The organism is Paraburkholderia sp. RL17-383-BIF-A (genome assembly GCF_046028015.1).
GTDB lineage: Bacteria > Pseudomonadota > Gammaproteobacteria > Burkholderiales > Burkholderiaceae > Paraburkholderia.
This window is the reverse complement of record NZ_JARESR010000026.1, coordinates 53,890-79,166: the sequence shown is the minus strand read 5'-3', so window position 1 is coordinate 79,166 and position 25,277 is coordinate 53,890. Positions and strand designations below refer to the sequence as shown.

19 protein-coding genes are annotated in these 25,277 nt (G+C 61.5%); 17 read left to right on the top strand and 2 right to left on the bottom strand.

All coding sequences use genetic code 11. The features are described 5' to 3' along the window. Positions 1-150: 150 nt before the first annotated feature. From P0D71_RS25700 to P0D71_RS25675, 6 genes are all read left to right on the top strand, one after another. Positions 151-1,845 carry a transglycosylase SLT domain-containing protein gene (locus P0D71_RS25700; RefSeq protein ID WP_408482728.1) on the top strand — a complete coding sequence of 565 codons (1,695 nt, stop codon included), beginning with the start codon at positions 151-153 and terminating at the stop codon, positions 1,843-1,845. Positions 1,846-2,057: 212 nt separating this feature from the next. Continuing rightward, the gene (locus P0D71_RS25695) at positions 2,058-3,302 is read left to right on the top strand and encodes an MFS transporter (RefSeq protein WP_408482726.1); all 1,245 of its coding nucleotides are present in this window, start codon (positions 2,058-2,060) and stop codon (positions 3,300-3,302) included. 502 nt (positions 3,303-3,804) lie between these two features. Then, positions 3,805-4,959 carry a glutamine-hydrolyzing carbamoyl-phosphate synthase small subunit gene (carA, locus tag P0D71_RS25690; RefSeq protein WP_408482724.1) on the top strand — a complete coding sequence of 385 codons (1,155 nt, stop codon included), beginning with the start codon at positions 3,805-3,807 and terminating at the stop codon, positions 4,957-4,959. A 204-nt stretch (positions 4,960-5,163) separates the two neighbouring features. After that, entirely contained in the window at positions 5,164-8,418 is a 3,255-nt protein-coding gene (gene carB / locus P0D71_RS25685; protein WP_091792600.1) for a carbamoyl-phosphate synthase large subunit, read from the top strand. Positions 8,419-8,569: 151 nt separating this feature from the next. After that, the gene (gene greA, locus P0D71_RS25680; RefSeq protein ID WP_091792601.1) at positions 8,570-9,046 is read left to right on the top strand and encodes a transcription elongation factor GreA; all 477 of its coding nucleotides are present in this window, start codon (positions 8,570-8,572) and stop codon (positions 9,044-9,046) included. A 20-nt stretch (positions 9,047-9,066) separates the two neighbouring features. Beyond that, a complete protein-coding gene (locus P0D71_RS25675; RefSeq protein ID WP_091792602.1) occupies positions 9,067-9,576 on the top strand; it encodes a DUF4149 domain-containing protein in 510 nt (169 codons plus the stop codon). A gap of 146 nt (positions 9,577-9,722) precedes the next feature. Here P0D71_RS25675 and P0D71_RS25670 read toward each other — a convergent pair whose 3' ends face one another. Next, positions 9,723-10,250, bottom strand: coding sequence for a YhbY family RNA-binding protein (locus tag P0D71_RS25670; RefSeq protein ID WP_408482722.1), 528 nt, complete (start codon positions 10,248-10,250; stop codon positions 9,723-9,725). Between the two features lie 202 nt (positions 10,251-10,452). Here P0D71_RS25670 and P0D71_RS25665 point away from each other — a divergent pair, with 202 nt between their 5' ends. The 11 genes from P0D71_RS25665 (at position 10,453) to phoR (ending at position 22,789) form a co-directional block, all read left to right on the top strand. Beyond that, a complete protein-coding gene (locus P0D71_RS25665) occupies positions 10,453-11,115 on the top strand; it encodes an RlmE family RNA methyltransferase (protein WP_091792604.1) in 663 nt (220 codons plus the stop codon). Between the two features lie 189 nt (positions 11,116-11,304). After that, complete coding sequence (gene ftsH / locus P0D71_RS25660) at positions 11,305-13,194, top strand: ATP-dependent zinc metalloprotease FtsH (protein ID WP_006051983.1); 1,890 nt, start codon at positions 11,305-11,307, stop codon at positions 13,192-13,194. Positions 13,195-13,364: 170 nt separating this feature from the next. Beyond that, positions 13,365-14,177, top strand: a complete 813-nt coding sequence (gene folP, locus P0D71_RS25655) for a dihydropteroate synthase (RefSeq protein ID WP_286161911.1) — start codon at positions 13,365-13,367, stop codon at positions 14,175-14,177. A 28-nt stretch (positions 14,178-14,205) separates the two neighbouring features. Continuing rightward, complete coding sequence (glmM, locus tag P0D71_RS25650; protein WP_408482720.1) at positions 14,206-15,564, top strand: phosphoglucosamine mutase; 1,359 nt, start codon at positions 14,206-14,208, stop codon at positions 15,562-15,564. A 390-nt stretch (positions 15,565-15,954) separates the two neighbouring features. Then, a complete protein-coding gene (pstS, locus tag P0D71_RS25645) occupies positions 15,955-16,986 on the top strand; it encodes a phosphate ABC transporter substrate-binding protein PstS (RefSeq protein WP_091792606.1) in 1,032 nt (343 codons plus the stop codon). Positions 16,987-17,122: 136 nt separating this feature from the next. Next, the gene (gene pstC, locus P0D71_RS25640) at positions 17,123-18,124 is read left to right on the top strand and encodes a phosphate ABC transporter permease PstC (protein WP_408185379.1); all 1,002 of its coding nucleotides are present in this window, start codon (positions 17,123-17,125) and stop codon (positions 18,122-18,124) included. Beyond that, positions 18,121-19,017: a phosphate ABC transporter permease PstA gene (gene pstA / locus P0D71_RS25635; protein WP_091792608.1), complete on the top strand. Its 897-nt coding sequence runs from the start codon at positions 18,121-18,123 to the stop codon at positions 19,015-19,017. Before pstC ends, pstA begins: the two co-directional genes overlap by 4 nt. A 17-nt stretch (positions 19,018-19,034) precedes the next feature. Continuing rightward, positions 19,035-19,883, top strand: a complete 849-nt coding sequence (pstB, locus tag P0D71_RS25630; RefSeq protein WP_091792609.1) for a phosphate ABC transporter ATP-binding protein PstB — start codon at positions 19,035-19,037, stop codon at positions 19,881-19,883. 28 nt (positions 19,884-19,911) lie between these two features. Next, positions 19,912-20,616, top strand: a complete 705-nt coding sequence (gene phoU / locus P0D71_RS25625) for a phosphate signaling complex protein PhoU (RefSeq protein ID WP_091792610.1) — start codon at positions 19,912-19,914, stop codon at positions 20,614-20,616. Positions 20,617-20,642: 26 nt separating this feature from the next. Next, positions 20,643-21,344 carry a phosphate regulon transcriptional regulator PhoB gene (phoB, locus tag P0D71_RS25620; protein WP_091792611.1) on the top strand — a complete coding sequence of 234 codons (702 nt, stop codon included), beginning with the start codon at positions 20,643-20,645 and terminating at the stop codon, positions 21,342-21,344. Positions 21,345-21,475: 131 nt separating this feature from the next. Next, the gene (phoR, locus tag P0D71_RS25615; protein WP_091792612.1) at positions 21,476-22,789 is read left to right on the top strand and encodes a phosphate regulon sensor histidine kinase PhoR; all 1,314 of its coding nucleotides are present in this window, start codon (positions 21,476-21,478) and stop codon (positions 22,787-22,789) included. Positions 22,790-23,026: 237 nt separating this feature from the next. On the opposite strand, the gene ppk1 is transcribed toward phoR, so the two are convergent. Beyond that, the gene (gene ppk1, locus P0D71_RS25610) at positions 23,027-25,090 is read right to left on the bottom strand and encodes a polyphosphate kinase 1 (protein WP_408185377.1); all 2,064 of its coding nucleotides are present in this window, start codon (positions 25,088-25,090) and stop codon (positions 23,027-23,029) included. Positions 25,091-25,277: the final 187 nt, after the last annotated feature.

The window sequence follows — 25,277 nt, the reverse complement described above, 5'->3', positions numbered from 1 at the left end:
CCAATGAAGGGTGTTGTTCACGCGAAGAATCGGAAAAATTCGCCAAGCCCAAGATTTACTTGATTTTTTCGTAATTTTCCGATTGACGTAAACGTTGCCGTTTCGTACTATCGGCTGCAAATTCCAGCCCTTGTGGAAGCCGAGACGTTCATGCGATTTATCTTAAGTGCGTTGCTGGTTCTGACGCTCGCCGCCTGCGCGAGCCAGGGACCAACGACGAGTAGCCTTTCCACCGCAACAAATCCCGCCAGTCAGCAAGCCGTAGCCGACGCCCTTCGTAAGAGCGCCACCGCCAAAGAAACGATTAACGTCGACCAGGGCTCCGTCGCGCAGTTGACGAGCGCCGACGCCGATCTTTGGGGCCGTATTCGCCGTGGTTTCCAGATGCCGGACCTGCAAACCGACCTCGTCGACATGCAGGTGAACTGGTATGCGCAGCGTCCCGATTACGTGCAGCGCATGACCGAGCGCTCGCAGAAGTATCTGTACCACATCGTCGAAGAGCTCGAAGCGCGCCATATGCCGACCGAGCTCGCGTTGCTGCCGTTCATCGAGTCGGCGTATAGCCCGCAGGCTTTGTCGGTAGCGAAGGCGGCCGGCATGTGGCAGTTCATGCCGGGCACGGGGCGCACCTACAATCTCAAGCAGAACATGTGGCAGGACGAGCGCCGCGACGTGCTGGCCTCGACCAGTGCCGCGCTCGATTATTTGTCGCGTCTGCATGACATGTTCGGCGACTGGCAGTTGGCGCTCGCGGCGTACAACTGGGGCGAGGGCAACGTGCAGCGCGCGATCGCGCGTAACGAAGCGGCGGGCCTACCGACTGATTACCTGAGCCTGCGCATGCCGAACGAGACACGTAACTACGTGCCCAAGCTGCAGGCGGTGAAGAACATCGTGATGAACCCGCAAATGTACGGGCTCGCGCTGCCGTCCATTCCGAACCACCCGTATTTCGTGACGGTGACCACCTCGCACGATATCGACGTGGACATGGCCGCCAAGCTTGCGAATCTCTCCACGGACGAGTTCCGCTCGTTGAATCCGTCGTTCAGAAAGCCGGTCATTCTCGGCGCCACGCAGCCGCAGATCCTGCTGCCGTTCGACAACGCCAGCGCGTTCGAACGCAATCTGAAGACCTACTCCGGCTCGCTGTCGTCGTGGACCACGTATACGGTCACCGAGCGCGCGGCGCCGGCGGCGATCGCGCAGAAAATCGGTGTCGATGCCGACACGCTGATGGAAGTGAACAAGATTCCCGTCGGCATGCGCCTGAAGCCCGGCTCCACGATCGTCGTGCCGCGCGGTTCGGACGACGACGAAGACATCAGCGCGGACGTGGCTGAAAGCGCGGTGCTGGCAATGGAACCTGACGTCCCCGACACGCGCAAGATGCTGATTCGCGTGCGCCGCAATCAGACCATGGCTGCCATTGCCGTGCGTTACGGCGTGTCGATCGGTCAGTTGAAAGCATGGAACCGCACGCACCGGGACAGCGTCTCGCGCGGCCAGGTGATCGTGCTGCACGTGCCGGTCGGCAAGGCGATGCCGAGCGAACCGGGCCCTGAGCGCATCGCGACGGACGTGCAGGGCGGCGGCGTCGAGAAGATCGGCACCCGTGTCGCGGACACGAGAACCGATTCGCGCTACGATAACAAGAAGGGTCGTGGCCGGTCAGGCGTGGTGAAGGTTTCCGAACCGGCAGGCAAAGTCAGCAAGCCGACGGCATCGAGCGCCAGTAAGGGCAAGGTGACCAAGGTGTCGGCTTCCGCGTCCAGCAAGGCGTCGAAGGCTGCGGCAGAGAGCCGCCCGAAGACCGCGGCCAACGCGAAGAAGGGTAAGTAGACCAATAGCGGCTCACACGGTAGTGACCACATGCGTTGCGGGGGCAGCGCATGAATTGCGCTCCGATCACGCACCGTGCTTTTTCCAACGCCGTCACCTGTGGTGACGGCGTTTTTCATTCTGCAGATCATTTTGGGTAAAGCCGGCGCTTTTCCTTTATCGTTCGTGCTTTGGATCAAATTGATCCGGCCAGCCGCCTGATCCAGGAGCTTATGTCGTCGACCCAGCTGCGCGTCTTTTTGCTGTTTTCCGCCGGTTATTTCGTTTCCTACGTGTTTCGCGGCGTCAACCTCGGCTTTGCGCCGTTCATTACGCGTGATCTCGGCTTGTCGGCGGCTGATCTGGGCTTGCTCACCAGTCTCTATTTTCTTGGCTTTGCGGGCGCTCAGATTCCAGCCGGCGTCCTGCTCGATCACTTCGGCGCGCGGCGGGTCACGGCCGCCACGCTGCTGTTTGCTGCGCTCGGCATCGGCGTGTTCGGCGCCGCGCAGGGCGTCGGCGCGATGATGGCGGGGCGGCTGCTGATCGGCGTGGGTGTCTCCGTCTGTCTCGGCGCCGCCTTCAAGGCATTGGCGCAACACTTTGCGCCGGCACGCCTGCCGTTAATGAACGGACTGGTGATGGCGATCGGCGGCTTCGGCGGCGTGATGGTCGGCTCGCCGCTGACGTGGGTGCTGACGTTTGCCAGTTGGCGCATGGTCTGCGTCGGGCTGGGCTTGCTGACCGTGCTCGTCGCGCTGGCGCAATGGACGCTCGCGCCGGACACGAAGGAAACCCATCACCAGGCGAGTCTCGGCGCGCAGTTCAAAGGCACGCTGCATATTTTGCGCAGCGCGGCGTTCTGGAAGATCGCGTCGTTCTCGGTCGTCACGCAAGGCGTCTTCTATGCAATGCAGTCGCTTTGGGTCGGCGCGTGGTTGCGTGACGTGCAGGGCTTCGGGCCGCGCGAGGCGGCAGCGCTCGTGTCGGTTCTCGGCTTCGCGATGATGGCCGGCTGCGTGGGCTTCGGCGCGGCGGCGCGCGGTCTCGAGCGGCGCGGCATCTCGCTCCATGCGTTTTGCGGCATCGGCATGGCGCTGTATGTGCTGACGCAGTTGCTGATCATGTTCAAGGCGCCGCTGCCCGCGGCTCTCTTGTGGGCGGCGTACGGGATCTTTGGTGGCACGGGCATTCTCAGCTACGCGGTCATGGCCCGGCACTTCCCCGCGCAGATGATCGGCCGGGTGAACACCACACTGACGTTGATCATCTTCCTGCTGATTTTCGGCTTCCAGATCGGCGTGGGCGCGGTGCTTTCACGTTGGCCTGCGAGTGGTGGCCATTATCCGGCGGCCGCGCATTTGACCGCGTGGGGCATTCTGGTCGCGCTGCAGATGCTGAGCGCGATCTGGTACGTATTGCCTGGCCGCAAAAAACAGCTGTGTCCGCCTGAAGTCCACCTCGAACAGGAAGCTTGAGTTCGCTAAACACTGTCTCGAGCACGCCTCGATGCTGCCAGCCGCGTCGATTCGCCACTCTGAGCAGTCCGCCGGCGTAATTCTGGTGACCGTCGCCACCAGGCTCGGACTATCCCGATTCGAACCCGTGGAAATTATGTCGAATGTCGGCCGCGCCAGACGCAGCAAGGCTTTGAGCGGCTTTCAGGCGTGCTTTCCCAAGCTCGCTTGCCATCTCGGATTTGGACGGAAGGGCGTTTTCACGCTATAATTCCAAGGTTTGAGCTTATCAACCCGCACCCTAGCGCCTACCTCTCCCATACCGTTCATCCGCCGCGCGCCACTGGCGTAGCAAGCCGGGCTTCGCCCCCAGCCGATCCGTCCACACAATGGACCCATCGCGCCCCTTGCAACGTCAACGGCAGTTCGCGAGCGAGTCTGCGCGCGCATCCCGGATGCGTCTCGCTGCGGCTCGCAGTCGGATAGACAGGTCGGCAACAGGGTGTTCCCCAAGGAGTCTCCCGTGTTGCCGTCATTTTCTCCCGCTCTGCTCGCGCTCGCCGACGGCACGGTCTTTCGTGGTTACTCGATCGGCGCCCCCGGGCATACCATCGGCGAAGTCGTGTTCAACACCGCTATCACCGGCTATCAGGAAATCCTGACTGACCCGAGCTACGCGCGCCAGATCGTGACCCTCACGTATCCGCATATCGGCAACGTCGGCGTGAACGCCGAAGACGTCGAAGCAACGAAAGTCCATGCCGCCGGCCTGATCATTCGTGATCTGCCGGTTCTCGCGTCGAACTTCCGCATGGAGCGCACGCTCCAGCAATATCTGCAGGACGAAGGCGTGGTCGCCATCGCCGGTCTCGATACCCGCATGCTGACTCGCGTTCTGCGCGACAAGGGTGCGCAGAACGGCGCGATCCTCGCCGGCTCGGACGACGAAGCCCGCGCCATCGAACTCGCACGCTCGTTCCCGGGCCTCGCGGGCATGGACCTCGCGAAGGTCGTGTCGACGAAGGAATCGTACGAGTGGACCCAGACCGAATGGCGTCTGGGCGAGGGCTACGGAACGCAAACCGCGCCGAAGTACCGCGTCGTGGCGTTCGATTACGGCGTCAAGTACAACATCCTGCGCATGCTGGCTGAACGCGGCTGCCACGTCACGGTGCTGCCGGCGCAAGCCACTGCGGCCGACGCGCTCGCGCTCAATCCGGACGGCGTATTCCTGTCGAACGGCCCGGGCGATCCGGAACCGTGCGACTACGCGATTCGCGCCACGAAGGAGCTGATCGAGCGTGGCATTCCGACCTTCGGCATCTGCCTCGGCCATCAGATCATGGGACTCGCGGTCGGCGCCAAAACCATGAAGATGAAGACCGGCCACCACGGCGCGAACCATCCCGTGAAGGATCTGGACAACGGCCGTGTGGTGATCACGTCGCAGAACCACGGCTTCGCGGTCGACGCCGACACGTTGCCCGCCAACGCCCGCGCCACGCACGTCTCGCTGTTCGACGGCACGCTGCAGGGCTTCGCGCTGACCGACAAGCCGGCGTTCTGCTTCCAGGGTCACCCGGAAGCGTCGCCTGGCCCGCATGACATCGCCTATCTGTTCGACCGCTTCACGGCGTTGATGGACACGAAGAAGGCCGGCAAGACCGCTGCGGCATAAAGCGGCATCAAAGTCTCGGCGGCGCACGGCTCGCGCCGCGCGTGATCGACGCACAAGCGGCGTATGCGCGACGAACACGCGACCAACACGCGACCAACACGCGGCGAACACGCGGCGAGCCGGACCAGACAGAGCAGAGCGCGCGCAGCGTAACCGCGACGCGCGCCGACGGAAAGAATTCAGGAATACATTAGCGAGAGCGTTATGCCCAAGCGGACAGACATCAAGAGCATCCTCATCATCGGCGCGGGTCCGATCATCATCGGCCAGGCGTGCGAGTTCGACTACTCGGGCGCGCAGGCATGCAAGGCGCTGCGTGAGGAAGGCTACAAGGTCATTCTCGTCAACAGCAATCCGGCGACGATCATGACCGACCCGAACACGGCCGACGTGACCTACATCGAGCCGATCACGTGGGAAGTGGTCGAGCGCATCATCGCGAAGGAGCGCCCCGACGCGATCCTGCCGACGATGGGCGGCCAGACCGCGCTGAACTGCGCGCTCGATCTGCACGCGCACGGCGTGCTGGAAAAGTACAAGGTCGAACTGATCGGCGCGTCGCCGGAAGCGATCGACAAGGCGGAAGACCGCCAGAAGTTCAAAGACGCGATGACCAAGATCGGCCTCGGTTCGGCCAAATCGGGCACCGCGCATTCCATGGAAGAAGCGCTGCAGGTGCAGGCCGACATCGCCGCGCAAACCGGCAGCGGCGGTTATCCGGTGGTGATTCGTCCGTCGTTCACGCTGGGCGGCTCGGGCGGCGGTATCGCGTATAACCGCGACGAGTTCGAAGAGATCTGCAAGCGCGGTCTCGACCTGTCGCCCACGCGCGAACTGCTGATCGAAGAGTCGCTGCTCGGCTGGAAAGAGTACGAGATGGAAGTGGTCCGCGACAGGAAGGACAACTGCATCATCGTCTGCTCGATCGAAAACCTGGACCCGATGGGCATCCACACCGGCGACTCGATCACGGTTGCTCCGGCGCAAACGCTCACCGACAAGGAATATCAGGTCCTGCGGAACGCATCGCTCGCGGTGCTGCGCGAGATCGGCGTCGACACCGGCGGTTCGAACGTGCAGTTCTCGATCAATCCGAAAGACGGCCGGATGATCGTGATCGAAATGAATCCGCGTGTGTCGCGTTCGTCGGCATTGGCTTCGAAGGCAACGGGTTTCCCGATCGCCAAGGTCGCGGCCAAGCTCGCCGTCGGCTACACGCTGGACGAATTGAAGAACGAAATCACCGGCGGCCAGACCCCGGCGTCGTTCGAACCGACGATCGACTACGTCGTCACCAAGATCCCGCGTTTCGCGTTCGAAAAATTCCGCGAAGCCGATTCGCGTCTGACCACGCAAATGAAGTCGGTCGGCGAAGTGATGGCAATCGGCCGCACCTTCCAGGAGTCTTTCCAGAAGGCGCTGCGCGGTCTCGAAGTCGGCGTGGACGGTCTGGACGAAAAGACCGATAACCGTGACGAGATCATCCGCGAGATCGGCGAAGCCGGCCCGGATCGTATCTGGTACGTGGGCGACGCGTTCCGTGTCGGCATGACGGCTGAAGAGATTTTCGAGGAAACCTCGATCGACCCGTGGTTCCTCGCGCAGATCGAACAGATCATCCTGAAGGAAAAGGCGCTGGCCGGCCGCACACTCGGGAGCCTTTCGAAGGAAGAGCTGAAGTACCTGAAGCAAAGCGGCTTCTCGGATCGGCGTCTCGCGAAACTGCTCGGCGCGAAGCCTGCGGAAGTGCGTCAACGCCGTATCGAGTTGAACGTGCGCCCGGTGTACAAGCGCGTCGACACCTGCGCGGCCGAGTTCGCAACGAAAACCGCTTACATGTACTCGACCTATGAGGAAGAGTGCGAAGCGAACCCGACCAACAACAAGAAGATCATGGTGCTGGGCGGTGGCCCGAACCGGATCGGGCAGGGCATCGAGTTCGACTACTGCTGCGTGCACGCCGCGCTCGCCATGCGCGAAGACGGCTACGAAACGATCATGGTCAACTGCAACCCTGAAACCGTTTCGACCGACTACGACACGTCCGATCGTCTGTACTTCGAATCGCTGACGCTCGAAGACGTGCTCGAAATCGTCGACAAGGAGAAGCCGGTCGGCGTGATCGTGCAATACGGCGGTCAAACGCCTTTGAAGCTCGCGCTCGATCTCGAAGCCAACGGTGTGCCGATCGTCGGCACGTCGCCGGACATGATCGACGCCGCGGAAGACCGCGAGCGTTTCCAGAAGCTGCTGCAGGACCTCGGTCTGCGTCAGCCGCCGAATCGCACCGCGCGCGCCGAAGACGAAGCGCTCAAGCTCGCCGACGAAATCGGCTATCCGCTGGTGGTGCGTCCGTCGTACGTGCTGGGTGGCCGCGCGATGGAAATCGTCCACGAGCCGCGCGACCTGGAGCGCTACATGCGCGAGGCCGTGAAGGTGTCGAACGACTCGCCGGTGCTGCTCGACCGCTTCCTGAACGACGCGATCGAATGCGACGTGGATTGCATCTCCGACGGTGAAGCCGTGTTCATCGGCGGCGTGATGGAGCACATCGAACAGGCCGGCGTGCACTCGGGCGACTCGGCGTGCTCGCTGCCGCCGTATTCGCTGTCGAAGGAAACCGTCGCGGAACTGAAGCGTCAAACGGGCGCCATGGCGAAGGCACTGAACGTGGTCGGCCTGATGAACGTGCAGTTCGCGATCCAGCAGGTGCCGCAGGCGGACGGTTCGAAAGAAGACATCATCTACGTGCTCGAAGTGAATCCTCGTGCTTCGCGTACGGTGCCGTACGTGTCGAAGGCGACCAGCCTGCCGCTCGCGAAAATCGCCGCGCGTGCAATGGTCGGCCAGACGCTGGCGCAGCAAGGCGTGACGAAAGAGATCGACCCGCCGTACTTCAGCGTGAAGGAAGCCGTGTTCCCGTTCGTCAAGTTCCCGGCAGTCGATCCGGTGCTCGGACCGGAAATGCGTTCGACCGGCGAAGTGATGGGCGTGGGTCAGACCTTCGGCGAAGCCTTGTTCAAGTCGCAACTCGCGGCGGGTTCGCGTTTGCCGGAGTCGGGCACGGTGCTGTTGACTGTGATGGACGCCGATAAGCCGAAGGCCGTCGAAGTCGCACGCATGCTGCACGAACTCGGTTATCCGATCGTCGCGACCAAGGGTACGGCCGCGGCCATCGAAGCGGCCGGTGTGCCGGTCAAGGTCGTCAACAAGGTGAAGGACGGCCGTCCGCACATCGTCGACATGATCAAGAACGGTGAAATCGCGCTGGTCTTCACGACCGTTGATGAAACCCGCGCCGCGATCGCCGACTCGCGTTCGATCCGCATGAGCGCCCAGGCGAACAAGGTCACGTACTACACGACCATGTCCGGCGCGCGGGCCGCAGTGGAAGGTTTGCGCTATTTGAAGGACCTGGAAGTCTATGATTTACAAGGCCTGCACGCTCGCCTAAACTAAGGCTTCGAATACCTGTCCAAGATGTAAGTGCCGCGGTTAAGCGGCGTTCCGCAGGTGCTTGGCACCGGGTTTTGCCCGGCGCTCTGGCCCCCGCGGAATGCACTTAACCGCGGTGATTTTTTTTACGGCTGTTTTTTGCATAGAGTTGTTTATGAGCACTGTTCCATTGACTAAGCGCGGCGCGGAAATGTTGCGCGATGAATTGCAGCGCCTGAAATCGGTTGAGCGTCCCTCGGTGATCAATTCGATCGCGGAAGCGCGTGCCCAGGGCGATCTGTCGGAAAATGCAGAGTACGACGCGGCGAAGGAAAAGCAGGGCTTCATCGAAGGCCGTATCGCCGAAATCGAATCGAAGCTGGCCGGTGCGCAAGTGATCGACCCGTCAGCGGTGGAAGCGGACGGTCGCGTGGTGTTCGGTGCAACGGTGGAACTGGAAGACCTGGATTCGGGCGCGTCCGTCAAATATCAGATCGTCGGCGACGACGAAGCGGACATCGATCATGGCCTGATCTCGATCAGCTCGCCGATCGCGCGTGCCTTGATCGGCAAGTCGGAAGGCGACGTTGCGTCGGTGCAGGCACCGGGCGGCGTGCGCGAATACGAAATCATCGCAGTCAGCTACGTTTGAACGCGCCCCTGGTGCCCCAGATGCCGCATCGATTGTTCCGGTTATTGACGGTGGTGTGGGTCGGTAGTCTGCTGACTATCGGCTATGCCGTCGCACCCGTGCTGTTCAGCTCGCTCGACCGAGTGACGGCGGGCGCGGTCGCGGCGCAACTGTTTCGCATTGAAGGCGTGCTGGGTGCGGTGTGCGGCATTTTGCTGCTCGGTCTTGCGAACGTACTGGTTCGCCGCGGCGGCGATGCCTATCGACGCTTGCGCTGGCTGATCGCCGGCATGCTTGTTTGCGTGCTCGTTGGCTACTTCGCGTTGCAGCCGTTCATGAATGCCATGCGCATTGCCGCGCTCGAAGCGGGCAGCGACGTCGGCCATTCGGCTTATGCGACGCGCTTTGGCATCCTGCACGGCGTGTCGAGTCTGTTTTATCTGATCGAAAGCCTGCTGGGCGTGGCGCTCGTGTGGAAGTTACCTGCGGGCGCAGGCGTTGCGGCGGCGGAGCAAGGTACCCGCAACACGGCGGGCAAGGTCACTGGCTGACGTTGCGAACCAGTGGGGCGCTTCGCAGCGTCCCGGCAAATCGACTCGGCGGCGGTTTCTTTCGTTGAGCACGATGTTGAGCTTGCAAGACGCGTTCGGCGGGCAACGCCGAGATGCGGGACTCGCCCGCACCTCTCATCAATCGCTTATTTCGACGACTGATGCGCGCGCTTCGCGCTGCTTTGGCGCTTCTTGGCGCGCTTGATGTTGCCGCCTTGGGTAACACGTTCATTGCCGCGCACCACGACTGCTTTTGCCTTCGGTTTGCGCATCGGGATTTCGCTGGGCTTGACGACCGTTACGACGCGTGGCGCGCGGCCTTTGCCCGGTTTGGCTTCCACCGCGGCTTCGCGCGCGCTCGGCAGTGCGCCGCGTTTGGCCTTCGCCGCCGGTTGTGTGGCTTCCGGCTTCCAGATCACCAGCAGCTTGCCGATATGCTGGATCGGCGCGGCGTTCAGCTTGTCACAGATTTCTTCGTAGATCGCAAGGCGCGCTTCGCGCTCGTCGCCGAACACGCGGATTTTGATGAGCTGATGAGCGCCAAGGTGGACCTTGATCTCGGAGAGCACGGCGTCGGTCAAGCCTTCGGCGCCGACGAGTACGACCGGTTTGAGCGCATGTGCCTGGGAGCGCAACTCGGCGCGTTGGTCGGAAGAGACTTTGAGGGCGGGCATGGAAAGTGGGAGACTCGACTAAAATGGCGGCACCTGCGTTCCCCGGTACAGTCGTTCGATTGACTTGATCGAGGCGATTCGGCAGGGCGGCGCGTCAGAACAACAGAATCGCGGATGGCCGCCAGTTTTGGCGGTGGCCGCGCGAATTAACCGCGTATTATCCGCTAAAGCGTGACATCACGCAGCAAGAGTTCAACGTTTAATGGCAAAAAACAAGTTCAACACCGCGTGGCTGCATGACCACATCAACGATCCTTACGTAAAAATGGCGCAGCGGGAGGGCTATCGCGCCCGCGCAGCCTACAAACTCAAGGAAATCGACGAACAGGACAAGCTGATCCGCCCGGGGCAGGTCATCGTCGACCTTGGCTCGACGCCGGGTAGCTGGAGCCAGTATGCGCGCAACAAACTTGCCAAGGGCGCCCAGCGCGACGCCGAGCGCGAAGGCGGGATCGACGGCACGATCATCGCGCTCGACCTGCTGCCAATGGAGCCGGTCGCCGACGTTCACTTCATTCAGGGTGACTTCCGCGAAGACTCGGTTCTGGCGCAACTGGAAGAATTGGTCGGCGAACGTCAGGTAGATCTTGTAATTTCGGATATGGCGCCCAACCTGTCGGGAGTGGCGGTGGCGGATGCCGCGCGAATCGAGCACCTATGCGATCTCGCGCTGGAATTCTCACAAAATCACCTGAAACCGGATGGTGCCCTTTTAGTCAAATGTTTTCATGGCAGCGGTTACAGCCAGATTGTCGAAAAGTTCAAGCATCAGTTCAAGGTAGTGGGGGCCCGCAAGCCGAAAGCGTCGCGGGACAAATCGTCAGAAACGTTTATTTTGGGTAAGCATCTCAAGCGGCCCGCATAGAGGCGCTGCAGGAAGGTTCCGCATCTGCCGTTAATGCGATCACGACTTCAGAAACGGGTGCTGCAATGGCACGCTGTCCTATTTCTGTGGTAGTGAAACCTTATGGCAGGGGTCTGCGGACTGGATTAGAATGCTTTCGTGGTGCCGCAAGGCAAATGTAGGCGCCCGTCTAAGTGAAGGAGTGGTGCTTTGAACAACAATATGTTTTCGAAAGCAGCAGTGTGGCTGGTTATCGCACTGGTGCTGTTTACGGTGTTCAAGCAGTTCGACAAGCCCCGTGTCCAGGAAGGCGTTTCCTATTCGCAGTTCATGGACGACGCAAAGAACGGCAAAGTCAAGAACGTCATTGTCCAGGGGCGGAACCTCACGGTCACTCCAGCAGACGGCCAGAAGTACCAGATCGTGTCGCCCGGCGACATCTGGATGGTCGGCGATCTGATGAAGTACGGCGTTCAGGTGAGCGGCAAGGCTGATGACGAACCCAATGCGCTGGTGTCCGCACTGTATTACCTCGGGCCGACGATCCTGATCATCGGTTTCTGGTTCTACATGATGCGACAGATGCAGGGAGGCGGGAAAGGCGGTGCGTTCTCGTTCGGTAAATCCCGTGCACGTCTGATCGACGAAAACAACAACGCAATCAATTTCACCGATGTCGCCGGTTGCGACGAAGCCAAGGAAGAAGTCTCCGAACTGGTCGACTTCCTGCGCGATCCGCAGAAATTTCAGAAACTGGGCGGCCGTATTCCGCGTGGTGTGCTGCTGGTCGGGCCGCCGGGAACCGGTAAGACGCTGCTGGCACGTGCTATCGCCGGTGAAGCGAAAGTGCCGTTCTTCAGCATCTCGGGTTCGGACTTCGTTGAAATGTTCGTGGGTGTCGGTGCGGCTCGAGTTCGCGATATGTTCGAGCAAGCCAAGAAGCATGCGCCATGCATCGTGTTCATCGACGAAATCGACGCGGTTGGCCGTCATCGCGGCGCCGGCATGGGCGGCGGTAACGACGAACGTGAACAGACGCTGAACCAGATGCTCGTCGAGATGGACGGCTTCGAAGCGAACTCGGGCGTAATCGTGATCGCTGCAACCAACCGTTCGGACGTGCTCGACAAGGCGCTGTTGCGTCCGGGCCGTTTCGACCGTCAGGTGTATGTCGGTCTGCCGGACATTCGCGGCCGTGAACACATCATGAAGGTCCACCTGCGCAAGGTGCCGATTTCGAACGACGTCGATGCAGCAGTGATCGCACGTGGCACGCCGGGCTTCTCGGGCGCCGATCTCGCGAATCTCGTGAACGAAGCGGCCTTGTTCGCGGCTCGCCGCGGTAAGCGCATCGTCGAAATGACGGACTTCGAAGACGCGAAGGACAAGATCTTCATGGGTCCGGAGCGTAAGTCGGCCGTGATTCGCGAAGAATCGAAGCGCGCAACGGCGTACCACGAGTCGGGCCATGCGGTGATCGCCAAGCTTCTGCCAAAGGCTGATCCGGTGCATAAGGTTACGATCATTCCGCGCGGCCGTGCGCTGGGCGTGACGTGGCAGTTGCCGGAGCATGACAACGAAACGTATTCGAAGGACTACCTGCTGGATCGTCTCGCGATCCTGTTCGGTGGCCGCGTTGCGGAAGAGTTGTTCCTGAACCTGATCAGCACCGGCGCGTCGGACGACTTCAACAAGGCGACGCAAACGGCGCGTGCCATGGTGGCCCGCTTCGGCATGACGGATGCGCTCGGACCAATGGTCTACGTCGACGACGAAAACGACGCGACGCCGTTTGGCCGAGGCTTCACTCGCACCATTTCGGAAGCGACGCAGCAGAAGGTCGATGCCGAAATCCGCCGTGTGCTGGACGAGCAGTACAACCTCGCGAAGCGCCTGCTGGACGAGAACCGCGACAAGGTCGAGGCAATGACCGCCGCACTGATGGAGTGGGAAACGATCGACGCCGATCAAATCAACGACATCATGGCTGGCCGTCCGCCGCGCTCGCCGAAGAGCTCGCCGCCGTCGGCAAGCGACGCCTCATCGGGCGGCAGCCCGGGTACCGAGGTCAAGCCGGGTAGCGCAACAGCTCCGGCCTGATCGGCGACCACTAGAAGGTGCGGGCCGGTGTGTTTTCACACCGGCCCGTTTTGCATTTATTCGTTTGCGTGAAGTATCTCCTCGTGTCGAAAGTCGAATTTTCTGCTTTACCAGTTCCGGAACCGTTGCAGTGTGGCCGTTTCAAGCTGACCTTTGAACGCCCGTTGGTCATGGGCATTCTGAACGTCACACCCGATTCTTTTTCCGACGGCGGCAAATACGCAATGCGCGGCGATGCGTTGCGCCAGGCCGAGCGTATGATGCTCGACGGCGCGGACATCATCGACATCGGCGGCGAATCGACGCGGCCCGGTGCGCCGCCAGTGCCGCTCGACGAAGAACTCGAGCGGGTGATCCCTCTCGTCGAGCAATTGCGCGGCGCGAATGTGCCGCTGTCGGTCGACACATACAAGCCTGAAGTGATGCGCCACGCATTGGCCGCGGGCGCCGATCTGATCAATGACATCTGGGGCTTCCGGATGGCCGGCGCAATCGACGCGGTGCGCGACAGCCAATGCGGCCTGTGCGTCATGCATATGCTCGGTGAGCCGCAGACCATGCAACTCGGCGAGCCTCTCTATGATGACGTGGTGAGTGCCGTTCGGGAGTTTCTCGAGGAGCGCGTCGCAACGCTTGAACAGGCTGGCATCGCGCGTGCTCGCATCAGCGTGGATCCAGGTTTCGGCTTCGGCAAGGCCGTGGTCGAGCACAATTATGCGCTGCTTGCCCACCTGCCGGATACGGCGCCGCGAGCCGAGCCGCCGTATCCCATTCTTGCCGGCATGTCGCGCAAGTCGATGATCGGCGCGGTGGTGGGTCGGCCGGCGCCGGAACGCGTTGCTGGCAGTATTGCGGCGGCGGTGTGCGCCGCTGAACGGGGCGCTGCGATTCTGCGCGTGCACGACGTCGCGCAAACAGTAGATGCATTGAAAGTCTGGGCAGCCATGCGCGAAGCGGCGAATCACAGTCGCGCGCGCGGCTGAGCCCACAAGCCAAGGAGGAATATAAAACATGGCACGTCGTTATTTCGGAACGGACGGCATTCGGGGCAAAGTCGGCGAAGGACCTATCACGCCGGAATTTGTATTGCGGCTCGGTTACGCGGCCGGCAAGGTGCTGGTGGGCGCGGACCGCTGGGCGAGGACGGGCACGCGGCCAACCGTGCTGATCGGCAAAGACACGCGGGTGTCGGGCTATATGCTCGAAGCGGCGCTGGAAGCGGGCTTCTCCGCGGCAGGTGTGGACGTGATGCTGGCCGGCCCGATGCCGACCCCCGGCATCGCCTATTTGACGCGCGCGTTGCGGCTGGCCGCGGGCGTGGTGATCAGCGCGTCGCACAACCCGTACTACGACAACGGCATCAAATTTTTCTCCGCCGACGGCAACAAGCTGCCGGACGAAGTGGAAGCGCAGATCGAAGAGCAACTCGATCAGCCGCTGAACTGTGCGGCATCCGAGCAACTCGGTAAGGCGCGGCGTCTGGACGACGCGGCGGGCCGCTACATCGAGTTCTGCAAGAGCACTTTCCCGGCTGCGTTCGACCTGCGCGGGCTGAAGCTGGTGGTCGACTGCGCGCACGGCGCCGCGTATGACGTCGCGCCGCACGTCTTCCATGAACTGGGCGCGGACGTGATTCCAATCGGCGTTGCGCCGAACGGCTTCAACATCAACGACGGAGTCGGCGCGACCGCGCCGGATGCGCTGGTGCGCGCCGTGCGAGCGAACCATGCCGACCTCGGCATCGCGCTCGACGGCGACGCCGACCGCTTGCAGGTGGTCGATGCCGCGGGCCGGCTCTATAACGGCGATGAGTTGCTGTACATCCTCGTCAAGGACCGTATTGCGACCGAGGGCAAGGTGGAGGGCGCGGTCGGCACCTTGATGACGAACATGGCGGTGGAAGTCGCGCTGCAGAAGGCCGGCGTGAAGTTCGTCCGCGCGGCGGTCGGCGACCGTTACGTGCTCGAACAGTTGCGCGAGCACGGCTGGCAGCTCGGAGCCGAAGGCTCCGGCCATATTCTCTCGCTTGACCGCCATTCCACGGGCGACGGCATCGTCTCCGCGTTGCTCGTGCTGGCGGCCATGAAGCGCAGCGACAAGACGCTCGCTGATCTGCTCGACGGCGTGACGCTGTTCCCGCAGAAGCTGATCAACGTGCGGATGAAGCCCGACGCGGACTGGAAGGGCAGCGACGTGATTCGCCGCGCCATTGCCAAGGCCGAAGACGCGCTGAACGGCCGCGGCCGCGTGCTGATCCGCGCGTCCGGTACCGAGCCGGTGCTGCGCGTGATGGTGGAAGCGGAAAATGTAGCCGACGCGGTTCATCATGCGGAATCGATTGCCAGCGCCGTGAAGCTGGCTACGGCGTAAGCTGCGCGCGTCAGTAGGGCAGCGCGGCGGGACATGGCCATATTGTCCCGCCGCCAAACCCGCCAAACCCGCCAAACCCGCCAAACCCGCCAAACCCGCCAAACCCGCCAAACCCGCCAAACCAATCGGCGTCATGCGGGCCACATATCTGAACCTTTCCCCACCCCGCCTTCCACGCGCAAACGTTCGCGCCCCATCTTTTTCGTCTAATCTGTAGAATGAAGCCGCCCAGTTCAGCAAAACCGGCAATTCCCCACCCCAAAAGCCTTTCACCCTAGTAATCCCACTGTCACATCCGTTTCACGGTTAGTCACGTTACTGTCACAAAGAGACCCTAAGCTTCGCGGTGTTCGTGTTACTCGCTCACACCGCTCACACCTTGGAGGTCTCATGAAATTGATGCAAACCGTGTTCGCTGGCGTCGCTGGCGCGCTTTTCGCGATCGCAGCGCAAGCCGCAGACATCACCGGCGCGGGCAGCACCTTCGCAGCACCGATTTACACGAAGTGGGCCGACGCCTATCAGAAGTCCGGTGGCGGCAAGGTTAACTATCAGGGTATCGGTTCGTCGGGTGGCGTGAAGCAGATCGTCGCGAAGACCGTCGACTTCGCCGGTTCGGACGCTCCGCTGAAGGACGACGAACTCGCCAAGGAAGGCCTGTTCCAGTTCCCGACGGTGGTCGGCGGCGTGGTGCCGGTCGTCAACGTGCCGGGCGTGAAGCCGGCTGAACTGACGCTGTCGGGCGAAGTGCTCGGCGACATCTACCTGGGCAAGATCAAGAAGTGGAACGATCCGGCGATCGTTGCACTGAACCCGAAGGTCAAGCTGCCGGATACCGACATCGCCGTGGTTCGCCGCGCCGATGGTTCGGGCACCAGCTTCATCTGGACGAACTATCTGTCGAAGGTCAACGCGGACTGGAAGTCGAAGGTCGGTGAAGGTTCGACGGTCAACTGGCCGACCGGTACGGGCGGCAAGGGCAACGACGGCGTCGCAGCCTTCGTGCAACGTCTGCCGGGCGCAATCGGCTACGTGGAATGGGCGTACGCGAAGCAGAACCACATGACGTACGTCGCGCTGAAGAACTCGTCGGGCACGGTGGTCGAGCCGAAGACGGACACCTTCAAGGCAGCGGCAGCAGGCGCGGACTGGTCGAAGTCGTTCTACCAGATCCTGACGAACGAGCCGGGCAAGAACGCATGGCCGATCGTCGGCGCGACGTTCGTGCTGTTGCACACGGCGCAGGACAAGCCGGCGCAAGGAACGGAAACGCTGAAGTTCTTCGACTGGGCATTCAAGAACGGCACGCAAGCTGCGAACGATCTGGATTACATCTCGCTGCCGGATTCGGTCGTGGCGGAAATCCGCACGCAATGGAAGGCAAAGGTGAAGGACGCTTCGGGCAAGGCAATCGCCGAGTAAGTCAGGCGGTCAGCATCAGCAGTACGTAACACGTTGGCCGTCCTCATGTGAGGACGGCCAATGGCTTTAACCCTCGGCATTACCGGCCGCACGACACGTGTCATACGGCAACTGGAAACAGGTCCATCAGGCTCTCATGTCCGATATCCAATTAGCGTCCGGCGCGAGCAGGTCGACCCCGCCCGGCAGCGCATCGCAGCAGAAAGCGCCTGGCCGCGCCGGCGACGTGATCTTCGGCGGTCTCGCGCGCCTCGCCGCCATCATCACCTTGTTGCTACTGGGCGGCATCATTGTTTCGCTGATCGTCGCGTCCATGCCGTCGATCAGGCAGTTCGGTCTCAGCTTCCTGTGGACCGCCGACTGGGATCCACCCAGCAAGCAATTTGGCGCACTGGTGCCGATCTACGGCACGATCGCCACCTCGATCATTGCACTCATCATCGCGGTGCCTGTGAGCTTCGGCATCGCGCTTTTCCTGACCGAACTCGCGCCCGCGTGGCTGCGCCGGCCGCTCGGTATCGCGATCGAACTGCTCGCCGCGATTCCGTCGATCGTGTACGGCATGTGGGGTCTGCTCGTGTTCGCGCCGATCTTCGCGACGTATTTCGAAAAGCCGCTCGGCGTGGTGCTCGGCGGCATTCCGGTAGTGGGTGCGCTGTTTCAGGGCGCGCCGATCGGCATCGGCATTTTGTGCGCGGGCGTGATTCTCGCGATCATGATCATTCCGTACATCGCCTCGGTGATGCGCGACGTGTTCGAAGTCACGCCGGTGTTGCTGAAAGAGTCGGCGTACGGCATCGGCTGCACGACGTGGGAAGTGATGTGGAAGATCGTGCTGCCCTTTACGAAGAGCGGCGTGATCGGCGGCGTCATGCTGGGTCTCGGCCGCGCGCTCGGCGAGACCATGGCGGTCACGTTCGTGATCGGCAACACCAATCTGCTCGATAACGTCTCACTCTTTTCGCCGGGCAACAGCATTACGTCGGCGCTCGCCAACGAATTCGCCGAAGCGGATCCGGGCCTGCATACGTCGGCGTTGATGGAGCTCGGCCTCATTCTGTTCGTGATCACTTTCATCGTGCTGGCGATCTCCAAAGTCATGCTGCTTCGCCTCGAAAAAGGGGAGGGCGCGAAATGAGCCAGCCCACTTTGAATATGCCGGGTTCGACCGACGCCGCCGCGCTCGAAGCCATGCGCGTGCGTCTGCAAGGCCGCCGCCGCATGAAGAACGCGATCGCGCTGACCATGTCGCTCGCCGCGATGGCATTCGGCCTCGTGTGGCTGATCTGGATTCTGTACACGACCTTGCGCCTGGGTGTCGGCGGCTTGTCGGTGGAACTGTTCACGCAATCCACGCCGCCGCCGAATACCGATGGCGGTGGTCTTGCCAACGCGATCGTCGGCAGTTTGATGCTGGTCGGGCTCGCCACTTTCGTCGGCACGCCGATCGGCATTCTGGCGGGCGTCTATCTCGCCGAATATGGGCAGAAGGGCTGGCTCGCGAGCATCACGCGTTTTATCAACGACATTCTGTTGTCGGCGCCTTCGATCGTGGTGGGTCTGTTCGTGTATGCGCTCGTCGTCGCGAAGATGGGCCACTTCAGCGGCTGGGCCGGTGTGTTCGCACTCGCCTTGCTGCAGATTCCAATTGTGATCCGCACCACGGAAAACATGCTGAAACTCGTGCCGAATGCGCTGCGTGAAGCCGCCTTCGCACTCGGCACGCCGAAGTGGAAGATGGTGCTGTCGATCACGCTGAAGGCTTCCATCGCGGGTATCGTCACCGGTGTGTTGCTCGGCGTGGCGCGTATCGCAGGCGAAACCGCGCCGCTGCTCTTCACGGCGTTGTCAAATCAGTTCTTCTCGATGGACATGGGCCAGCCGGTCGCGAACCTGCCGGTCACGATCTACAAGTTTGCGATGAGCCCGTTCGCGCAGTGGCAATCGCTTGCGTGGGCCGGCGTCTTCCTGATCACGCTCGCGGTGCTGGGATTGAATATCCTCGCGCGCACGATCTTCACGAACAAGTAAGGGCGGAGTGTAATCCGATGAATATGGCAGAAACTCAACTCAATCCGATCGAGCGCTCCACGGCGCCCGCCGGTTTCGACCCCGCCCAAAGCGGCCAATCGCAAGCGCCGTCGCGCCCGAAGATCGAGATCAACGACCTGAACTTCTTCTACGGCAAGTATCACGCGCTGAAGAACATCAACCTGCAAATCCCGGAAGGCAAGGTGACCGCGTTCATCGGTCCGTCGGGCTGCGGTAAGTCCACGTTGCTGCGCACGCTCAACAAGATGTACGCGCTCTATCCGGAGCAGCGCGCCGAGGGCGAGATCCTGATGGACGGCGAAAATCTGCTGACCACCAAGCGCGATATCTCGCTGCTGCGCGCACGGATCGGCATGGTGTTCCAGAAGCCGACGCCGTTTCCGATGTCGATCTACGACAACATCGCGTTCGGCGTGAAGATGTTCGAAACGCTGCCGCGCTCGGAAATGGACGACCGCGTGGAATGGGCGCTGACCAAGGCCGCGTTGTGGAACGAAGTGAAGGACAAGCTCGGCCAGAGCGGCTACGGTCTGTCGGGCGGCCAGCAGCAACGTCTGTGCATTGCGCGCGGTATCGCGATCCGTCCGGAAGTGCTGCTGCTCGACGAGCCGTGCTCCGCGCTCGACCCGATTTCCACGGGCCGCATCGAAGAGCTGATCGCTGAATTGAAGAGCGATTACACGGTGGTGATCGTCACGCACAACATGCAACAGGCGGCCCGCTGTTCGGACTACACTGCCTATATGTACCTCGGCGAGTTGATCGAGTTCGGCGACACCGAAAAGATCTTCATCAAGCCGGTCCGCAAGGAAACCGAGGACTACATCACTGGCCGCTTCGGTTAAATCGCCGAGTCAAACAAGGGAGTACGACATGTCCGACAAACACCTGTCCAGCCAGTTCGACGCCGACCTGAATCTGGTCTCCTCCAAGGTGCTCGAAATGGGCGGCCTGGTCGAATCGCAAATCGTCAAGGCCATGCAGGCACTCAACGAATTCGATCTCGACATCGCCGAGCAGGTGATCGCCGCCGAAGAGCGCCTGAACAAGATGGAAGTAGAGATCGACGAAGAGTGCAGCAACATCATCGCGCGCCGTCAGCCGGCCGCGCGTGATCTGCGCCTCCTGATCGCGATTTCGAAGACCATCACGAATCTCGAGCGCGCCGGCGACGAAGCCGAAAAAATCGCCAAGCGCACCAAGCGTTTGATGGAAGACGGCGCCTCGCGCACCATCAACATCGCCGAGATCAAGTTGTCGGGCGAAATGGCGGTGTCGATTCTACGCCGCGCATTGGATGCGTTCGCGCGCCTCGACACGGTGGCCGCCGCGCAGATCGTGCGCGACGACAAAGCGATCGACGAAGAATTCCGCGCGTTCGTGCGCAAGCTGATTTCGTACATGACCGAAGATCCGCGTTCGATTTCGGTGGGCCTCGATTTCCTCTTCATCGCCAAGGCGATCGAGCGGATCGGCGACCACGCGAAGAACATCGCGGAATTCATCATTTACATCGTGAAGGGCACCGACGTGCGGCACAAGTCGCGCGACGCGCTCGAACGCGAAGCACTCAGTTAATCCAGACATAAGGACCAGAGGTGCCGATGCCCAGCAGCATTCTCGTCATTGAAGATGAGCCCGCCATTTCCGAACTGATTTCGGTCAATCTTCAACACGCCGGACACTGCCCGATTCGCGCGTACAACGCGGAGCAGGCGCAAAACCTGATCAGCGACGTACTGCCCGACCTCGTGCTGCTCGACTGGATGTTGCCGGGAAAATCGGGCATTGCGTTCGCGCGTGATCTGCGCAACAACGAGCGCACGAAGCATATCCCGATCATCATGCTGACCGCGCGTGGCGACGAGCAGGACAAGGTGCTCGGCCTCGAAATCGGCGCCGACGACTACGTCACCAAGCCGTTCTCGCCGAAAGAATTGATGGCGCGCATCAAGGCGGTGTTGCGCCGTCGCGCGCCGCAGCTGACCGAAGACGTGGTCGCGATCAACGGTCTCAAGCTCGATCCGGCGACGCACCGCGTGGCCGCTGCAGCGGAAGGCAGCGAGATCAAGCTCGATCTCGGCCCGACCGAATTCCGTCTGCTGCACTTCTTCATGACGCACCCGGAGCGCGTGCACAGCCGCACGCAATTGCTCGATCAGGTGTGGGGCGATCACGTGTTCGTCGAAGAGCGCACGGTCGACGTGCATATCAAACGCCTGCGTGCGGCCCTCAAGCCGGCCGGGTGCGATGCTATGATTGAGACGGTGCGCGGCAGCGGCTACCGGCTCGCGAAGAGCGCCTGACGCTTGCGCTGGCGGCGTTGGGGCCGCCTGCATCAGGTACGTGATCTTTGCTGCTCGTCGTCACTCTTCGCTACGTTAGGCGCCGCGATTCCGATTCCGGCGCATAGGCTTTTTTCTTCGATCGCTAGACCATGAACATCATCTGGGCGCGCTCCATCGTGTCGGTCGTGCTGCTGGCTGTTCTGTGCGTGGTGGTCGGCGCACTGGTGAACGTCAAGACAGCGCTCGTCCTCGCGATCGTCATGTTGCTCGCGCAGAGCATTTTCAGCACCTTCCATAAGCAGCGTCTGTGGCGTTTGCTCGACGCGCCGGTGTACGGCGAAGTGCCTAGCGCCCCCGGCATCTGGGGCGAAATCTACTACCGTTTGCACAAGCTCGCGAAGCGTTGGCACGCTCAGGTGCGCCAGGTCGAGCAGCAGCATTCGCGGTTCATCCAGGCGATCCAGGCTTCGCCAAACGGCGTGGCGATGCTCGACGATCATGATCAGATCGAGTGGTGCAACGCGATCTCCGAACTCCATTTCGGCCTGGACGCGAAACGCGATCTGCGTCAACACATCACGCATCTGGTGCGTCAGCCGGACTTTGTGCGTTACCTGAATTCGCACCGGTACGAAGAGATGCTGATCATGCGCGGCATGGGTGACAAGCGTCAAAACGTGCTGTCGGTACAGGTCTTTCCGTACGGCGAAAACCGCAAGCTGGTGCTCTCGCAAGACATCACCGAACTCGAACGGACCGATGCAATGCGGCGCGACTTCGTCGCCAATGTGTCGCATGAGCTGAAGACGCCACTCACGGTGCTCTCGGGTTTTCTGGAGACCATGCGCGAGTTGCCGTTGAGCGAAGCTGAACGTTCGCGCTATCTCGAGCTGATGGAGCAACAGGCTTCGCGCATGCGCCATATCGTCAGCGACCTGTTGGTGCTCGCCAAACTCGAGGGCGACAACAAGCCGCCGAGCGATCAGATGATCGACATGCGCGCGGTGTTGCGGCATTTGCGTGACGACGCGCAAAGCCTGTCGAGCGATCATCACAAGATCGTGTTCGATGCCGATGAAGGGCTCACCGTCACCGGCGTCGAAACGGAAATTCTCAGCGCGTTCGGCAATCTCGTCACGAACGCGATCCGCTATACGCCGGACGGCGGTGCGATCAAGGTGTCCTGGCACGCGCAAGGCGGCAATGCGGTGTTTTCCGTCACGGACAGTGGATTGGGCATTCCCGCCGCGGACATTCCGCGGCTGACCGAGCGCTTCTACCGCGTGGATCGCAGCCGTTCACGCGACACCGGCGGTACGGGTCTCGGTCTCGCGATCGTCAAGCACGTGCTGCAACGTCACGATGCACAGCTCGATGTGAAGAGCGAAGAGGGGCGTGGCAGTACGTTCACGGTGCGCTTTCCGGTGTATCGCACGGCGCGTCGGCAACCGGCGCCGGTTTGAGGTTAACGCATCGTTTGCATTGGCTCGGGATGTTCGCGTGAGCCACCGTGAGTCGATTGAATGCCTAATCGACTCAGAATATGAGCGGATATCGACTCCGCCCCGAACTGCCGCATGCAGGTGATGTGAGGCAAAACGTTGCCCGCCGCCGGGAAAGCCTCTTTCCAAAGTGAGAAGAACCTTATTCGACGGCGCGTGACGAGCGTTGTTACTAGCCCGCCGGAGCGAGCGCACCCGTCACGAACAGAATTTCCCCAGCAGACTCATCTGCGCGTTGCGCGAAGACTTGCCCGGCCGACGGCGCCGATAATGGCCGTCGCTTTGCATCAGCCACGCGGATTGATTGTCGCCGAGAAACGCCGACAGACCTTCGGCGATCACGCGCCGCTTAAGACGCCGGTTGTTGATCGGAAACGCGACTTCTACGCGCCGAAAGAAGTTGCGGTCCATCCAGTCGGCGCTCGACAGATACACCTGTTCCTTGCCACCGTCGTAGAAGTAGAAGATGCGGTGATGTTCGAGAAAGCGCCCGACGATCGAGCGCACGGTGATGTTCTCCGAAAGGCCCGCCACACCTGGCTGCAACGAACACACGCCACGCACGATCAGATCGATTTTGACGCCGGCTTGCGCTGCTTCGTACAACTCGGCAATCACCGTGGGTTCGAGGAGCGCGTTCATCTTCGCGACGATGCGCGCTTTCCTGCCGGCGCGCGCATGCTCGGCTTCAGCGCGAATCGCCTCGACGAGTTTCGGATGCAGCGTGAACGGCGATTGCCACAACTCGTGCAGCTTCAATTCACCGCCAATGCCGGTCAACTGCTGGAACACGTGATGCACGTCTTCGCAGATTTTCTGGTCGGCGGTCATGAGGCCGAAGTCGGTGTACAGACGCGCCGTACGCGGATGATAGTTGCCGGTGCCGAGGTGGACGTAACGCTTGAGCGTGGTCTTGCCGCCCACCGACACGCGCCGCACGATCAGCATCATCTTCGCGTGGCACTTGTGGCCCACTACGCCATACACGACGTGCGCGCCGACCGCTTCGAGCTGCGAGGCCCAGTTGATGTTGGTTTCTTCGTCGAAGCGCGCGAGCAGTTCGACCACCACCGTCACTTCCTTGCCGTTGCGCGCGGCTTGCATGAGCGCGTCCATCAGCGGCGAATCGGTGCCGGTGCGATAGATGGTCTGCTTGATGGCCATCACGTTCGGATCTTTGGCCGCCTGCAGCAACAGTTCGAGCACCGGCTGAAAACTTTCGTATGGGTGATGCAGCAGCACGTCGCCCTGATCGATCACGTCGAACATGCTGGTGCTGTTGGCGATCTGCGGTGGAATTGCGGGAATGTGCGGCACGAACTTCAGATCGGGGCGGTCCACCATCTCCGGCAATTGCATCAACCGCACCAGATTGACGGGGCCGTCGGCGTAATAGCAATCTTTGTTGGAGAGGCTGCTTTCGTCGAGCAGGCGTCGCACCACGTGCGAGGGCGTGTCCGCCGACACTTCGAGCCGCACTGCGTTGCCCAGATGCCGCGCCGGCAATTCACCCTGCAGCGCGACACGCAGATTAGTGATTTCGTCTTCGTCGACGAACAGTTCGCTATTGCGCGTGATGCGAAACTGATTGCAACTGCGCACGACGAGGTTCGGAAACAGCTCGCCGACAAAGCGTTGCAACAGCGAGCTGAGCAGCACGAAGCCATGCGGGTAGCCGGATAGCTCCTGCGGCATGCGCACGAGGCGCGGCAGCGCGCGCGGCGCCTGCACGATGCCCATCATCGCCTGACGGCCGAAGGCGTCCTTGCCCTCCAGTTCGACGACGAAGTTCAGGCTCTTGTTGAGCACGCGCGGAAACGGGTGCGCGGGATCGAGGCCGATTGGCGTGAGCACCGGCAACAGTTCGTCGAAGAAGTAGTTGCGCGCCCATTCGGTCTGCGCTTCGTTCCACGCTTCGGTGCCGTGAAAATAGATGCCTTCCGCTTCGAGCGCGGTGAGCACCGTGTCGTGCAGCATGGTGTATTGACGATGCACGAGCTTCTGCGCGCGTTCGACCACGAGGTCGTAGACGTGCTGCAGCGACATGCCGTCCGGCGACAGTCCGCCCGGGTTGTCGCGCATCTGCTCCTGCAGTCCGGCCATGCGGACTTCGAAGAATTCGTCGAGATTGCTACTGGTGATGCAGATGAAGCGCAGGCGTTCGAGCAAAGGGACGGCTGGGTCGGCAGCTTGTGCCAACACACGCTCGTTGAAACCCAGAATGCCCAGCTCGCGATTCAATAAGGGGTAGCGGATGGACATCGGCAGCGAGAATGGAATGTCAGGAAGGGAGGCGGAAAGACGCTCGGAAATTCTCACAGTATGATGACGTTGTTATGACATTCTCGATCTTTTAAATTTTACGCCGGATTCGCTGCGTGTCGTCAATATGACGCAGTTCATATGGGAGCATAGTTTCCCCCAACGCTGCGAGGTGACATCGTGAGGT

Excerpts from the sequence above, each read along its gene's own strand:
- phoB (WP_091792611.1), top strand. The coding sequence starts at position 20,643 with ATGCCCAGCAGCATTCTCGTCATTGAAGATGAGCCCGCCATTTCCGAA.
- ppk1 (WP_408185377.1), bottom strand. The coding sequence starts at position 25,090 with ATGTCCATCCGCTACCCCTTATTGAATCGCGAGCTGGGCATTCTGGGT.
- phoR (WP_091792612.1), top strand. The coding sequence starts at position 21,476 with ATGAACATCATCTGGGCGCGCTCCATCGTGTCGGTCGTGCTGCTGGCT.
- P0D71_RS25670 (WP_408482722.1), bottom strand. The coding sequence starts at position 10,250 with ATGCCCGCCCTCAAAGTCTCTTCCGACCAACGCGCCGAGTTGCGCTCC.
- pstA (WP_091792608.1), top strand. The coding sequence starts at position 18,121 with ATGAGCCAGCCCACTTTGAATATGCCGGGTTCGACCGACGCCGCCGCG.
- P0D71_RS25675 (WP_091792602.1), top strand. The coding sequence starts at position 9,067 with ATGCCGCATCGATTGTTCCGGTTATTGACGGTGGTGTGGGTCGGTAGT.
- P0D71_RS25695 (WP_408482726.1), top strand. The coding sequence starts at position 2,058 with ATGTCGTCGACCCAGCTGCGCGTCTTTTTGCTGTTTTCCGCCGGTTAT.
- folP (WP_286161911.1), top strand. The coding sequence starts at position 13,365 with ATGGGCATTCTGAACGTCACACCCGATTCTTTTTCCGACGGCGGCAAA.
- pstS (WP_091792606.1), top strand. The coding sequence starts at position 15,955 with ATGAAATTGATGCAAACCGTGTTCGCTGGCGTCGCTGGCGCGCTTTTC.
- pstC (WP_408185379.1), top strand. The coding sequence starts at position 17,123 with ATGTCCGATATCCAATTAGCGTCCGGCGCGAGCAGGTCGACCCCGCCC.
- glmM (WP_408482720.1), top strand. The coding sequence starts at position 14,206 with ATGGCACGTCGTTATTTCGGAACGGACGGCATTCGGGGCAAAGTCGGC.
- phoU (WP_091792610.1), top strand. The coding sequence starts at position 19,912 with ATGTCCGACAAACACCTGTCCAGCCAGTTCGACGCCGACCTGAATCTG.
- P0D71_RS25700 (WP_408482728.1), top strand. The coding sequence starts at position 151 with ATGCGATTTATCTTAAGTGCGTTGCTGGTTCTGACGCTCGCCGCCTGC.
- pstB (WP_091792609.1), top strand. The coding sequence starts at position 19,035 with ATGAATATGGCAGAAACTCAACTCAATCCGATCGAGCGCTCCACGGCG.
- carB (WP_091792600.1), top strand. The coding sequence starts at position 5,164 with ATGCCCAAGCGGACAGACATCAAGAGCATCCTCATCATCGGCGCGGGT.
- greA (WP_091792601.1), top strand. The coding sequence starts at position 8,570 with ATGAGCACTGTTCCATTGACTAAGCGCGGCGCGGAAATGTTGCGCGAT.
- P0D71_RS25665 (WP_091792604.1), top strand. The coding sequence starts at position 10,453 with ATGGCAAAAAACAAGTTCAACACCGCGTGGCTGCATGACCACATCAAC.